12 protein-coding genes, 2 tRNA genes and 2 pseudogenes are annotated in these 13,245 nt (G+C 41.3%); 8 read left to right on the forward strand and 8 right to left on the reverse strand.

Annotated features, from left to right (window positions below; all coding sequences use genetic code 11):
- Positions 1–20 precede the first annotated feature (20 nt).
- From Xentx_RS11905 to Xentx_RS11915, 3 genes are all read right to left on the reverse strand, one after another.
- Positions 21–1,412: a GntP family permease gene (locus tag Xentx_RS11905; protein ID WP_074020452.1), complete on the reverse strand. Its 1,392-nt coding sequence runs from the start codon at positions 1,410–1,412 to the stop codon at positions 21–23.
- A gap of 366 nt (positions 1,413–1,778) precedes the next feature.
- Positions 1,779–1,868: transfer RNA gene (locus Xentx_RS11910), tRNA-Ser, on the reverse strand.
- A gap of 130 nt (positions 1,869–1,998) precedes the next feature.
- Positions 1,999–2,088: transfer RNA gene (locus Xentx_RS11915), tRNA-Ser, on the reverse strand.
- 332 nt (positions 2,089–2,420) lie between these two features.
- Between Xentx_RS11915 and ghrA the strand changes: the two genes are divergently transcribed.
- Together ghrA and Xentx_RS11925 are read left to right on the forward strand one after the other, a co-directional pair.
- Positions 2,421–3,368 (forward strand): glyoxylate/hydroxypyruvate reductase GhrA, encoded by a 948-nt coding sequence (gene ghrA, locus Xentx_RS11920; RefSeq protein WP_074020453.1) that lies wholly within the window; start codon positions 2,421–2,423, stop codon positions 3,366–3,368.
- Positions 3,369–3,452: 84 nt separating this feature from the next.
- Positions 3,453–3,995 carry a TorD/DmsD family molecular chaperone gene (locus tag Xentx_RS11925; RefSeq protein WP_074020454.1) on the forward strand — a complete coding sequence of 181 codons (543 nt, stop codon included), beginning with the start codon at positions 3,453–3,455 and terminating at the stop codon, positions 3,993–3,995.
- A 101-nt stretch (positions 3,996–4,096) separates the two neighbouring features.
- Here the strand turns inward: Xentx_RS11925 and Xentx_RS11930 are convergent, their stop codons facing one another.
- Positions 4,097–4,660, reverse strand: coding sequence for a lipoprotein (locus Xentx_RS11930; RefSeq protein WP_074020455.1), 564 nt, complete (start codon positions 4,658–4,660; stop codon positions 4,097–4,099).
- A gap of 82 nt (positions 4,661–4,742) precedes the next feature.
- Positions 4,743–5,948: a multidrug efflux MFS transporter MdtH gene (gene mdtH / locus Xentx_RS11935; protein ID WP_074020456.1), complete on the reverse strand. Its 1,206-nt coding sequence runs from the start codon at positions 5,946–5,948 to the stop codon at positions 4,743–4,745.
- A 179-nt stretch (positions 5,949–6,127) separates the two neighbouring features.
- Here mdtH and rimJ point away from each other — a divergent pair, with 179 nt between their 5' ends.
- The gene (gene rimJ, locus Xentx_RS11940) at positions 6,128–6,715 is read left to right on the forward strand and encodes a ribosomal protein S5-alanine N-acetyltransferase (protein WP_074020457.1); all 588 of its coding nucleotides are present in this window, start codon (positions 6,128–6,130) and stop codon (positions 6,713–6,715) included.
- Here rimJ and Xentx_RS11945 read toward each other — a convergent pair.
- On the reverse strand, positions 6,710–7,663 hold the full coding sequence (locus Xentx_RS11945; protein ID WP_074020458.1) for a serine/threonine protein kinase: 954 nt from the start codon (positions 7,661–7,663) through the stop codon (positions 6,710–6,712). The two genes, rimJ and Xentx_RS11945, sit on opposite strands and share 6 nt — an antisense overlap.
- A 504-nt stretch (positions 7,664–8,167) precedes the next feature.
- Here Xentx_RS11945 and murJ point away from each other — a divergent pair.
- Positions 8,168–9,703 carry a murein biosynthesis integral membrane protein MurJ gene (gene murJ, locus Xentx_RS11950; protein WP_074020459.1) on the forward strand — a complete coding sequence of 512 codons (1,536 nt, stop codon included), beginning with the start codon at positions 8,168–8,170 and terminating at the stop codon, positions 9,701–9,703.
- A 101-nt stretch (positions 9,704–9,804) separates the two neighbouring features.
- Here the strand turns inward: murJ and argS are convergent, their stop codons facing one another.
- Both argS and Xentx_RS18865 read right to left on the reverse strand, forming a co-directional pair.
- Positions 9,805–11,535: an arginine--tRNA ligase gene (gene argS / locus Xentx_RS11955; protein ID WP_074020460.1), complete on the reverse strand. Its 1,731-nt coding sequence runs from the start codon at positions 11,533–11,535 to the stop codon at positions 9,805–9,807.
- A gap of 68 nt (positions 11,536–11,603) precedes the next feature.
- Entirely contained in the window at positions 11,604–11,804 is a 201-nt protein-coding gene (locus Xentx_RS18865) for a hypothetical protein (protein WP_139292488.1), read from the reverse strand.
- On the opposite strand from Xentx_RS18865, the gene Xentx_RS11960 reads away from it, so the two are divergent.
- The 4 genes and pseudogenes from Xentx_RS11960 (at position 11,798) to cutC (ending at position 13,240) form a co-directional block, all read left to right on the forward strand.
- Positions 11,798–12,133 carry a VOC family protein gene (locus Xentx_RS11960; protein WP_074020461.1) on the forward strand — a complete coding sequence of 112 codons (336 nt, stop codon included), beginning with the start codon at positions 11,798–11,800 and terminating at the stop codon, positions 12,131–12,133. The genes Xentx_RS18865 and Xentx_RS11960 overlap by 7 nt on opposite strands.
- A gap of 43 nt (positions 12,134–12,176) precedes the next feature.
- Positions 12,177–12,284 (forward strand): annotated as a pseudogene (locus tag Xentx_RS20150) (2-dehydro-3-deoxygalactonokinase); the annotation flags it as partial.
- Positions 12,272–12,460 (forward strand): annotated as a pseudogene (locus Xentx_RS19995) (hypothetical protein); the annotation flags it as partial. The pseudogenes Xentx_RS20150 and Xentx_RS19995, both read left to right, overlap by 13 nt.
- 27 nt (positions 12,461–12,487) lie before the next feature.
- The gene (gene cutC, locus Xentx_RS11970) at positions 12,488–13,240 is read left to right on the forward strand and encodes a copper homeostasis protein CutC (RefSeq protein WP_074020462.1); all 753 of its coding nucleotides are present in this window, start codon (positions 12,488–12,490) and stop codon (positions 13,238–13,240) included.
- Positions 13,241–13,245: the final 5 nt, after the last annotated feature.

The following is a 13,245-nucleotide window of genomic DNA, read 5'->3' on the forward strand; positions in this document are numbered from 1 at the left end:
TTAAGTGAAGTATTCGTTTATTAAAATGAGCCGAATAACGAACCGAGAATAATAACCACAACGAGTCCCAGAAGTCCGGCTAATACGGTAACCATGAAAATATCGAGGTAGGAGCGTTTATGGGTTAATCCGCAGATCGCCAGTAATGAAATTACTGCGCCGTTGTGGGGTAATGTATCCAATCCACCTGAAGCCATTGCAGCAACACGATGGAGTAATTCAGGAGAGATCCCTGATGCTTCAGCCAGTTGTAGAAAATGTTGCCCCATCATGCTTAGTGCGATACTCAGACCTCCAGAGGCTGACCCCGTCGATCCTACCAACATGCTGATCACAATAGATTCTGAAATCAAAGCATTACTGGCTGATATGTTAAGCAGAAAATTGCTTATCACTGAAAATGCAGCTAAAGAAGCGATAACAGCCCCATAACCTACCTCTGAGGCAGTATTAAAAATGGGAAGTAAAGAACCCATTGTGCCTTTGTTCAGCGTCTCTTTTAGGTTTTTCCAGCGTGTCCAATTAAGTGTAATGATGCTCAGGCAGGAGATAACTAATGCTCCAATAATTGCCCATAATCCTAAAACGCTATTGAGTTTTGTTTTTCCATATTTGGCTTCTGATAAATATTCGGTATTTATCAGGGGAATCAGTTTGCTAAAAAGATAGTTGCAGACAATGACCAAAATAATTGGCAATAATGCCTTCCATAAAGAAGGTAATTGGTGCTCTTCATGAATATTTTTCTCTGGCATATGATAGTCTTCCCCATAGCTTTCGGCTGCCATTTTGGCTTTGCGTACCCGATAGCTTAACCAGCCATAACCAGTAGCAACCATAACAACAGAGCCAATCAGCCCCAGGCCTGGTGCGGAAAATGCATTAGTACCGAAAAAGGGCATTGGGATCATATTTTGAATTGCCGGTGTGCCAGGCAGAGCGGTCATCGTGAAACTTAATGAACCTAGAGAGATAGCACCGGGAATCAACCTCTTAGGAATATTGGCAGTATAGAAAATAGCGGCTGCGATAGGAAAAACGGCAAAACCAACAACGAAAAGAGAAACACCACCATAAGTGAGAATGCTGCAAGTGATCACAACAGCAAGCAACGCATTATTTCCATTCAATTTTTGCACTAAAGAATGGGCAATAGATTGTGCAGAGCCTGAGTCTTCCATCAATTTGCCAAATACAGCACCGAGTAGAAATAATGGGAAATATTTCACCACATAGTCACCCAAGCCACTCATAAATATCTGTGTATAGACACCAAATAGTTGTGATACCTCCCCATTAAACAATACAGCAAACAAAGCAAGTATGGGGGCGAGTAGCAGTACACTGACTCCTTTATAGGCGAAATACATCATCATTAGTAATGAAAGAATAATCCCGATGATGCTGAACATAACTATTTCTCCGATACAAAATAATGAGAATCGAGAATTGTTTTTGCGGGTATTAAATCAACAATTTATTTATTTTTATCATTAGGTGATAAGATTTGTATTAATAAATGATAATAAACATCAATCGAATGTCGAAGGAAATGAAAGGAAAAAACGAAGTGATCACAAGTTTTTTAAAAAAATGTTAATTAAACGTGATCTCTCTCGCAATTGTCTAATGCAGGATATTTTACGGTCCAGTGGAGTTATCACGAGGAGGAATTTTGCCAAACAGGAATGAATCCTATCCATTAAAATTTAGGGCTAAAGACAGGGATTGGGATACAAAAAAAGCCTGAACAGACATTCAGGCTCTTTTATAGAGTATGGCGGTGAGGGAGGGATTCGAACCCTCGATACGTTTTCACGTATACACACTTTCCAGGCGTGCTCCTTCAGCCTCTCGGACACCTCACCGAATTTTATTTTTTTGCATTCAATAAAAATGCGTTACTGCAATATTAATTAATAAACCTAACTCATTAGGGTTAATTTGTCAGGCATTAAAAAAAGCCTGAGCATTCTGTTCAGGCTCTTTCTTAGAATATGGCGGTGAGGGAGGGATTCGAACCCTCGATACGTTTTCACGTATACACACTTTCCAGGCGTGCTCCTTCAGCCTCTCGGACACCTCACCACATTTTAGTATTGCAGTGATTTCTTTTGAGTTCGTCGCTGCAACGGGGCGCTACTATAGGGAAAAGCAGGGCAGGCGTCAACAAGCTTGTGACGATTTTTTTCAGGCTTTTTGACCGATTAGACAAATAAAAAACAATTTGTGTGGTTGGTAGCCAATTACGGGAATTAATTACGGGAATAGAAAAGTGCTTTTTTGTTGCAACGAATCATGGCAAATTTGTTAACCAGATAACATTATCAATATTTTCATTCCTGTCTTCCTAATTGGAGGCTTGCAACCTTTCAGCAATAAGTTAACCCTATTAGAAAAACAAAAAGGAATGAGATTTTATGAACATCATTTTTTTTCACTCTCCCTCTAATTTTAATTCTGATAAATGGATTCAGGGAATACAATCCAGGCTACCTGAGGCTAATGTCCGACAATGGGTTAGTGGTGATAATGCTCCTGCTGATTATGCTTTAGTTTGGTTGCCTCCTTATGAAATGTTAGCTAATCGTCAGGATATCAAAGGGATATTTTCACTTGGGGCGGGTGTGGATGCTATCCTTAAACAAGAATTAGAAAATCCAGGGACGTTACCTAAAGGGGTTCCGCTAATACGTCTTGAAGATACGGGTATGGCTCGGCAAATGCAGGAATATGCGATTTCCTCGGTTTTATACTATTTCCGCCGTATGGATGAATATAAACAATATCAAGAACAGCGTTTTTGGAACCCCATGCCTGCCCATAATCGAAAAGAGTTTGTTATTGGTGTCTTGGGGGCAGGAGTTTTAGGGCGTAGCGTTATTGAAAAATTGAAAGAATTTGATTTCAATATTCGCTGCTGGAGCCGAACGCCAAAACAAATTGATCATGTTGAGAATTTTTATGGGAAAGCGCAGCTAGGTGATTTTCTTTCTGAATGTAAAGTATTGATTAATATCCTGCCAGATACGCCAGAAACTCGTGGTATTTTAAATCTTTCATTATTCAAACAGTTAAAATCTGGCTCATATGTGATCAACATTGCACGGGGCGCCCAATTGGTAGAGCAAGATTTGCTGATAGCCATTGATAAAGGTTATGTCGCTGGCGCGATCCTTGATGTATTTGTTGAAGAACCACTATCAAATTTTCACCCTTTCTGGACTCACCCACGCATTAATATCACTCCACATATCGCGGCCAAGACTATTCCTGATGAAGCTATGGATATGATTTGTGACAATATCCGGCGAATGGAAAAAGGTGAATCGCCCATCGGGCTTGTTGATATAAGCCTTGGTTATTGACAAGTCGCTTTACAGCAAGGCAAACGATTAGAGACAATAACAGATATACACTATTTAGGTAAGTTATTGGGAGTGGATTAAGTTATGAACGAATTTTCTATTGTTTGCCGCATATTGGGAACATTGTTTAACCGAACACCACAAGATCCTGTTTTGCAACCTGTAATTATCATGATTGCTGAGGGAAAATTGAAACAATTGTGGCCTCTGGATCAGGATGAGTTATTGGATAGGCTACAAAAAAACAGTGAATTATCGGTGATTGAAGCTGATTATCATGCCTTGTTTACTGGAGAATCTGCGGGCGTTGCAGTCTGCCGCTCTGATTATACTGATAAGGATGAAAGTGAAGTGCGCCAATTTTTGGTGGAACGAGGTATGCCTTTGCCTGATACCTCCGCTGATCAATTTGGCTCCTTATTGTTGGCTGCGTCATGGTTGGAAGATCAAGCCGCAGAAGATGAAGTTCAGGCCCAGATTACGCTGTTTGATGAATATTTGTTGCCTTGGTGCGGGCAATTTCTTGGTAAAGTTGAATCTCATGCGACTAGCGGTTTTTATCGAACTTTAGCGATTATTACCCGAGAAGCATTACAAGCGTTACGCGAAGAGCTGGAATTAGAGTGATAATCTATAATTATGTAGACAATTCAATCGGTAAATAGTGAACCATAAGTAATGGTAGCTTATTTAATAAACTGCCATTACTATTTTATCGATAATAAAAGTTATTTATCAACCAAATCAATAACCAATTTACCGGGTTGAATTTTTAATCCTTTGGCTAATTTTAAAGCGATGGCTTCAGGCTTGCTTTTCTCTGGATTTAAAACATAAACCGGATGAGCATCAAAAAACTCACTTAAAGAAGTATTCAAATAAGGGAGCAAGGTTTTAATTGGTGTGGCGATTTTTTCTGGTGTGGTTTGGTAGTCTACGATCTCTAATTCTTTAATGAAAATAGCGCCTTTTCCCACATTAAATATCGGCTTAGCCCTAATAGTCAGTTTCATATCAGATTGAACCGTTCCCAGCAAGGTTACTAATTGAATCTTTGCCAGAGTCGTTAATTCAATTTTTTCTGGATCTTGGCGGCCGATCTGACTGGTTAAATCTCCCAGTGTGATATTGGCTTTAGTCGCACCTGGCAGGCTAATTTGCTTTTGATAATAAACACTTTTTAATAAATAATCATTCAGCAAACCTTCGTTGATACTGACTTCCTTGAATTGATCACAGCCGCTGATTAGTCCTGCCAATACCAATACAGTCCCTAAGAAAAACCTTCTCATTGTTGTCTCCTTTTGTTTTCAATGAGCAGATCTTACACTATTTACTGCTTACTACTTGTTATTTAATTAGCTCATCACATAATTAATGCTTGTTAATAATGATAGGTTCAATTTTCTTCTGGTTGAATTGATGATGCAGGGCATAAATAGTCATTAAACCTACCAATCCCAGCAGTATCCACGGTAATTGCGGTATATTTAAAGCGTGGCCTGCATCATAGAGCCATCCACCACCGGTATAGCCCAATGCGCCTCCTAATGCCAGCCCCAGACGACTGAATCCCATGTAACTACCACGAGCTCGTGGATCAGCCAGTGAAGCACTCAGTGTTTCGCGTGCCGGCTCTGCGGTTACCATGCCCAGATAGAACAAACAAATCAGGCCAAATATGAGATGCAGTTGATTGACCCAACCTATTGGAAACATGCAAAGACTCATTAAAAACAAACCTGCTATCAAGCGTTGCTCCTGCCGAAAATATTTCTCACTCCAGCGTGCGATAGGATAGAGCAGTGTCAGGGAGATCGTAGCTTCAATGGCATACATCCACTTAACGGCGGTAGCTGTACCAGAAATTTCATGGATCACGATTGGAAACATCAACATAACTTGCACTGATAAGACAAAATAACCGGCTAATGTCAGTACGTAGTAAAAGAACCGACGATCTTTAACCACACGTCTCATACCCTCCTTGATTGGTGTACGAACTGTTGAGATACGGTATGCGGGCAGAAACAAAGCGTTAAATAGAGCGGCCAGTACAAAAATTGTTGCACCAATCCAGCAGACAATATTGAAATTATATTGTAGCAACCAGCTTCCTATTAGCGCGCCAATGACGGCACCCGCACTGTCCTGCATCAATAAAAGTGAATAGAAGCGGTTACGTTCATGGGGGCGGGTTAATTTTATGACCAACGCAGCCCTTGGCGGATCAAATAGTGTCCCGCCCAATCCAGATAAAATACAGGAAAGGAGTAATACCCAGGGCTCAAATGCCACCGCCATCAAGGCAAAACCCAGAGCGCGCAGTAACATGCCTGTGACAATCATGGGTTTGGCACCGAATCTATCCGCTATAGCACCACCAAAGATACCCAGTCCTTGTTGTACCAGTTGGCGCAGACCGAGTGCGAAACCGACAATAACGGCTGCCCAGCCAAGTTGTTCGACGAAACGAATTGAAATCAAGGGAAAAACAACAAAAAATCCTAAAACAACTAATAGATTATCAAATAAAAGAAAATATTTACCCAAGCTACGCGCTTGTGAAACTAATGACATTTTGCACCATTGAAATAATATGAAATGATAAATGTGAATATTTTGTTATTTTGGACTTAATTTAAGTATTAAGGTAGAGGAGATATAGATGATATTTTTTTATCGTCGGTTGATGATTAAAAATGTTGTAAGCGCTAAATTACTTAACGAATTTTCCAAGATAAATATCAGGAGAAGACATGTTTGGTTATCGTTCTACATCTCCCAAGATTCGCTTTATTACGAATAGGATGGTTGTTCGTGTGGTGTATGAACGGGATGCCTATAGATTGGCTGAATATTATGCAGAAAATAAAAATTTTCTTAAGCCATGGGAACCGACAAGGGATGGTAGTTTTTATCAACCTTCTGGATGGACAAATAGGCTGAGTTATATTGCAGAATTACAGCGGCAGGGATCTGCATTTAATTTCTTGTTATTAGATCCTAATGAAAATGAAGTGATGGGGGTTGCTAATTTCACTAATGTTGTACGGGGAGCATTTTATTCCTGTTATCTTGGTTATTCTTTGGGCGAAAAATGGCAAGGACAAGGGTTAATGTATGAAGCATTGCAACCAGCAATCCGTTATATGCAACGCCACCAGAAAATGCACCGTATTATGGCTAATTATATGCCACATAATCAGCGTAGTGGAAATTTACTTAAAAAGTTAGGTTTTGAACGAGAAGGTTATGCCAGAAATTATTTAATGATTGACGGAGTTTGGCAGGATCATGTGCTGACATCATTGATTGATAATTCATGGGGTAATGTGAATTCATAAATTTGTTGGGGTTTGCGTCAGAGGTGCAGGTTGTGTAGATGTTGTTGAAAAAATTGCAATGAATTCGGATATAGATAGTGGTCGGCCGGAAGGATTTAGTGCCAGGGCAGAGTCAATCGCATGCAGAAATGGCAAGGAGTATCCTGCTGGACGTAGTTTGACCAGAGGCTGATAATTATCTTCAAGATTGCGCACAATGCTGACCGGAGGTGATTTACCCACAATCAAGGTATAGAGTACTGCCCCCAACGCATAAAGATCTGTCCAGGGCCCTTGTTGGTTCTCTTCATTGGCAGCGTATTGTTCAACAGGGGTAAAGCCAGATCGGATGGTTATTTCTGTATCATCAGACAAACATGTTGTTGTTTGGCGGGTAGAGCCTAAATCCAGCAATATGGGGGATTGATTCTCTTGGATAAAAATATTGTCCAAGGAAATATCGTAATGTAAATAATTTCTTTGATGGAGCGTATCAAGTGCACCTAACAAGGAAAACAATATCTGGTGAAGCCAATTTTCATTGATGAAATGTGGATATTTTATCCTCAATTTATTTAATGTCATCCCCTTATAAAGGGAAGTTGCTATATATGCTGTGCAGTTTTGTTGCCAAAAACGCAGAAAGCGGGGAAGACAAGGGTGTTCGAAACAGGACATCAAATGGGCTTCACGAATAAAGTTTTGTAATCCAGAATAAAATCGTTTTTCTAACTTTTTTCCTCGTAAGTTGAGTTTCATATTTTGACTGCGTGTCGCAAAAGAGTGAGGCGTATATTCTTTGATAGCAATAGATTGCTTGAGATGATGATCCCAAACACGATACACAATACTGCCCTTGCTTTTGCCAATGATTTCTTCGATTTCATATTCATTGAGGCAGTATCCAATTGGAAGAGGGTAGGTAAAGCCAATGTTGTCATTGATATGTGTTCTACGAAAATTTTGCAAATGAATGACCTCTTGGTTATTTCTGGATGGTAAGGAATAACGAGTAATCGTCCCAATAGGACAGCAGGAAACACATTCAATAATGGCTAATGCAACGCAATATTGAGATTCTCTGGCTCTGGGAGAGAGTCCTATAGTTGCATAGTGAGCAGTTCAATATCGACATTGGATGGCAGAATAATATATGAGTTAAGCATAATGTTTATTATTTGTAATCTGTGGATGCAACTCTGTTTATGAAACATATAAGTTTTCTAAGGCATAGGGTGTTGAGGGACGGAATGTACCTGATAGAATATGCTCGAAGATTTTGATTAACATTTTGTGCTTAAAAAAGAAACACCCCATGAAATTATTTGATTGTCTGTAGGTTGTTTAACAATCCTTTCTGGCCTTGAAATGAATGGGACTGATTAATATTCAATAATATTATCTTGATTTCTTTGACCTAATCGCTTTACATCTTTTGTGTTTATTTCATAAAAATTAATCTTAGAAAATACCATGAACTTACTGAAATCGCTGGCAGCGGTCAGCTCAATGACGATGTTCTCCCGTGTTCTGGGCTTTATTCGTGATGCCATCATTGCTCGTATATTTGGTGCGGGTGTGGCGACAGATGCTTTTTTTGTTGCCTTCAAACTCCCTAACTTACTGCGTCGTATTTTTGCTGAGGGCGCTTTTTCACAAGCGTTTGTTCCTATACTTGCTGAGTATAAGAGTCAACAGGGGGATGAAGCGACACGCACTTTTATTGCCTATATATCAGGGATGTTGACGCTGATTTTGGCGATAGTCACAGTAATCGGGGTGATTACCGCCCCTTGGATCATCTATATAACGGCACCGGGTTTTACAGATACACCGGATAAGTTCACCTTAACCCGTGATCTACTCAGAATTACGTTCCCCTACATTTTTTTGATATCTCTGGCTTCCTTAGTAGGAGCAGTTCTCAATACGTGGAATCGTTTTTCTGTACCTGCCTTTGCACCCACATTGCTTAATATCAGTATGATTGTTTTTTCGCTGTTTGTGGCACCTTACTGTAATCCCCCTGTGATGGCATTAGGTTGGGCAGTGATTGCTGGTGGTATTTTGCAATTGGTTTATCAGCTTCCTCACCTGAAAAAAATAGGCATGCTGGTATTGCCACGAATTTCCTTCCGTGACAGTAGCGTATGGCGGGTTATTCGTCAGATGGGACCTGCTATTTTGGGGGTTTCAGTCAGTCAAATTTCTTTGATTATCAACACTATTTTTGCTTCATTTCTCGTTTCTGGCTCGGTTTCGTGGATGTATTATGCCGATCGTTTAATGGAATTACCTTCGGGAGTGTTGGGGGTGGCATTAGGCACAATCCTTCTGCCTTCACTGGCAAAAAGTTTTTCCAATGGGGATCACCAGGAATATAGAAAATTAATGGATTGGGGATTGCGCCTTTGCTTTTTGTTGGCTTTACCTTGTGCGGTAGCGTTGGGCATTCTGGCAGAGCCTTTAACCGTGTCACTCTTTCAATACGGTAATTTTTCTGCCTTTGATGCAGAAATGACACAACGTGCATTAATTGCGTACTGCTTTGGCCTAATGGGATTGATTGTTGTTAAAGTTCTTGCTCCTGGTTTTTACTCTCGTCAGGATATTAAAACTCCCGTCAAAATTGCGATTGCAACTCTGATTTTGACTCAATTAATGAACCTTGCTTTTATTGGCCCATTGAAACATGCGGGGTTGGCGCTTTCTATTGGTTTAGCTGCTTGCTTCAATGCCAGTATGCTTTATTGGCAATTGCGTAAGCGTGAGATTTTTAAGCCGTTGGCAGGATGGGGGCTATTTCTATTGAAGTTGGCGGTGGCAATTGCAGTCATGGTTGGAGTGTTACTGACAATATTGTGGTTTATGCCTGCCTGGGAACAGGGCAATATGGTATTGCGCCTGTCACGGTTGATGGGGGTTGTGATTGCGGGTGCGGGTAGTTATTTTGCTGCACTGGCTTTGATGGGATTCCGATTGAAGGATTTTTCTCATCGAGGATTATAGTAACTGATGAGTTAATTCCGTTTTTATTAAATGACCGCCCAATAAATGATTGGGCGGTCTGAAACTGACAGACCAAATCATGCCAGTTTGGAACAAGCTGATTACATCCGTTCTATTGTTTCGATACCCAAGGTATCAAGGCCTTGTTTCAATGTTTTTGCCGTCAGCAAAGCCAATTTCAGGCGGCTCTGACGCACTTCTTCGCTATCCGCATTCAGGATTGGGCAATGTTCGTAGAAACCAGAGAACAAGCCAGCCAGATCATAAAGGTAAGCACACATCACATGAGGAGTGCCTTCACGGGCAACGGTTGTAATAGTTTCTTCAAATTGCAACAGGCGCGTTGCTAAGGCTTGTTCACGTTCTTCATTCAAAAGAATAGGGTGTGTCAGGCTGCTTTCATCGATTTTTGCACGCTTGAAGATAGAATTGACACGGGTATAGGCATATTGCATATAAGGTGCAGTATTACCTTCGAAGGCGAGCATATTATCCCAGTCAAATACGTAGTCAGTAGTACGGCTTTTGGAAAGATCAGCATATTTCACCGCGCCAATACCTACGGCGTTGACAACCTTTTTCAGTTCGTCTTCCGGCATATCTGGGTTTTTCTCGCGGATCAGGGCATCTGCACGTTCAATGGCCTCGTCCAGCAAATCAGACAACCTTACTGTGCCGCCTGCACGGGTTTTGAATGGCTTGCCATCTTTACCCAACATCATACCGAACATATGGTGTTCAAGTGACATGGATTCAGGAATGTAACCTGCCTTGCGCACTATTGTCCAGGCTTGCATCAGGTGCTGGTGTTGGCGTGAATCGATGTAGTAAAGAACGCGGTCAGCGTGCAAGACTTCATGACGGTATTTGGCACAGGCGATATCTGTGGTGGTATATAGATAGCCCCCATCTTTTTTCTGGATGATAACACCCATTGGCTCGCCTTCTTTGTTCTTATACTCATCAAAGTAAACCACGATAGCACCATCACTCTCAACGGCAAGCCCACGTTGTTTCAGGTCGGCAACAACGCCAGGTAGCATATCGTTATACAGGCTTTCACCCATGACATCTTTTTTCGTCAGCGTCACATTCAGGCGATTATAGGTTTCCTGATTTTGTGACATGGTGATATCAACCAGTTTGCGCCACATGGTACGGCAATATTCATCACCGCCTTGCAGTTTTACTACGTAACTACGGGCACGAACAGCAAACTCTTCATCTTCGTCGTAAGTTTTCTTTGCTTCACGATAGAAGGCTTCCAAATCTGCTAATGCCATGTCACTGGCATCTTCATTTTGGACTTTTTCCAGATAGGCAATCAGCATTCCGAACTGAGTACCCCAGTCACCAACGTGATTGGCTCGGATGACTTTGTGACCCAAAAATTCAAGGGTACGCGCGGTGGCATCACCAATAATCGTGGAACGAATGTGCCCAATATGCATTTGCTTGGCCACATTCGGCGCAGAATAGTCGATCACGATGGTTTGTGGCTCTACCGGAGTAATGCCTAGTTTTTCATCTTTCAGCACAGTTTCAACATTATCTGCAACCCAGGCTTTATCCAGAAAAATATTGATAAAACCAGGGCCTGCAATCTCAATTTTGCTGGCAATTCCTTGCAGATCCAGCAAACTGACGACTTTTTCTGCCAATTGTCGGGGAGGCATGCCCACTTTTTTCGCTGCCGCCATGACACCATTCGCCTGGTAGTCACCAAACTGAACTTTTGCAGATTGACGAACGTGAGCTTCACTGTCAGCCGGAGCACCAGCAGCAATCAGCGCATGGCTGATTTTTTCTGAAAGAATTGCCTGAATATTCACCGTGTTACCTTAAATTACGCACAAAAGCCCCTGCATTTGAATTATGCAAATACTCTTAAGCGTGTGAGTTATGACAAAATAGCAGGTTTTATACCATATTCAGCATCCTGCATGCTACCATCAGCCGCCGCTTGCGGTATGACTTTTTTGTTTTCAGCTCGCCTTTCCGGCAATTCTCCGCCATTCCGACTAATATCAGCCGGATTTTGAGGCAAGGGCAGAAAACGATTTTGATAGCTGATAGCTTTTTGATGGGGAAAAGATGGCACACTTTTCAACAATTCCTGAATTACAGGATTTAGTCGCTGATTTATGCAAATTTGAACAAAAGTTAACGCAGTTTGGTGAACATCTTGGTTTAGCACTTACGCAATATTTAGCGGATCATGTCGAATTTGTTCTGTCTGTACTACCAGAGCAACTGATACACGAAGCTTATAAGTTACTGCCTGCTCCGCTGCCCGCTGTTTTTCGTACAAAAGAGAGCCATCCGCAAGGTAGTAATGAGAGTTTGCCAAACCCAACGTTAGCGGTGACAAATGGTGAAATCACAATCAAATTTCACCCTTTTTCTCTCAAAGATATCATCAAAAATTAGAAATTCAGTGTTTTTTTGTGATCTTTATCGTAGTACTGCAATTCTTTATGTCATGCCTGGCACTCACTGCAAATGGGTATTGGCTGACAGTCAACAACTCCATGATTTCCTTACTATGATGACCGGTGGGCCCCACCATTTACTTTTGTCGGCGGGTTGGGGGGGATCTCTGTGCCGTCTGTTGGCTATTTGGCACAGATTTGTGGTTTTTCTCCAGCAATGGATTACATTTCCGTAGTAACATTGATTGGTGCATTCTCCTATATTTTTTGGGGAAAATGTAGAACGTGTAGGTTAATTGAACTTTTGTTAAACAGAACAGGATAACTAAGGTTTATATCCGAGGGGCTTTGAATGATAAAGCTGGAAATTTGCTGTTATAGCATAAGCTGTGCCTTGGTTGCACAAAAGGCGGGAGCTGATCGCATTGAATTGTGTGCCAGCCCGTCAGAAGGTGGGATAACACCTAGTTTCGGAGCATTGCAGCATGCACTACAGCATTTATCAATTCCTGTGCATCCTATTGTACGACCAAGAGCAGGAGACTTTTGTTACAGCAACACTGATTTCGAAGTGATGAAAAATGATGTCGCTCGTATCCGTGATATGGGATTTCCTGGAGTAGTTTTTGGCGTGTTAAACGAAGAAGGTCATATCGACCGGCTTCGCATGAGGCAATTAATGTCATTATCAGGGAATATGAAAGTCACTTTTCATCGTGCTTTTGATATGTGTTTCAATCCACATGCTGCGTTGGCGCAACTGACAGAGCTTGGTGTGCAGCGTATTTTAACTTCAGGCCAACAACAAAGTGCAGAGTTGGGATTACCCTTGTTAAAAGAATTATTACAAGCTAGCCAAGGGCCAATTATTATGCCTGGAGCTGGTGTTAGAATGAGTAATATCTATAAGTTTCTGGAAATTGGGATAACAGAAGTTCACAGTTCAGCAGGTAAAATTGTACCTTCTTCCATGAAATATCGAAAAGCAGGTGTGACAATGAGTTCTGACGACAGTGATGTAGATGAATATGCTTACCACTGTGTTGATGGGCAGTTAGTTGAATCGATGAAGGGAGTGATTAGTTTGGTTCAACGGAAAAAATAAGATAC

Origin of the sequence: Xenorhabdus thuongxuanensis (genome assembly GCF_001908095.1) — a bacterium.
Taxonomy (GTDB): Bacteria; Pseudomonadota; Gammaproteobacteria; order Enterobacterales; family Enterobacteriaceae; genus Xenorhabdus; species Xenorhabdus thuongxuanensis.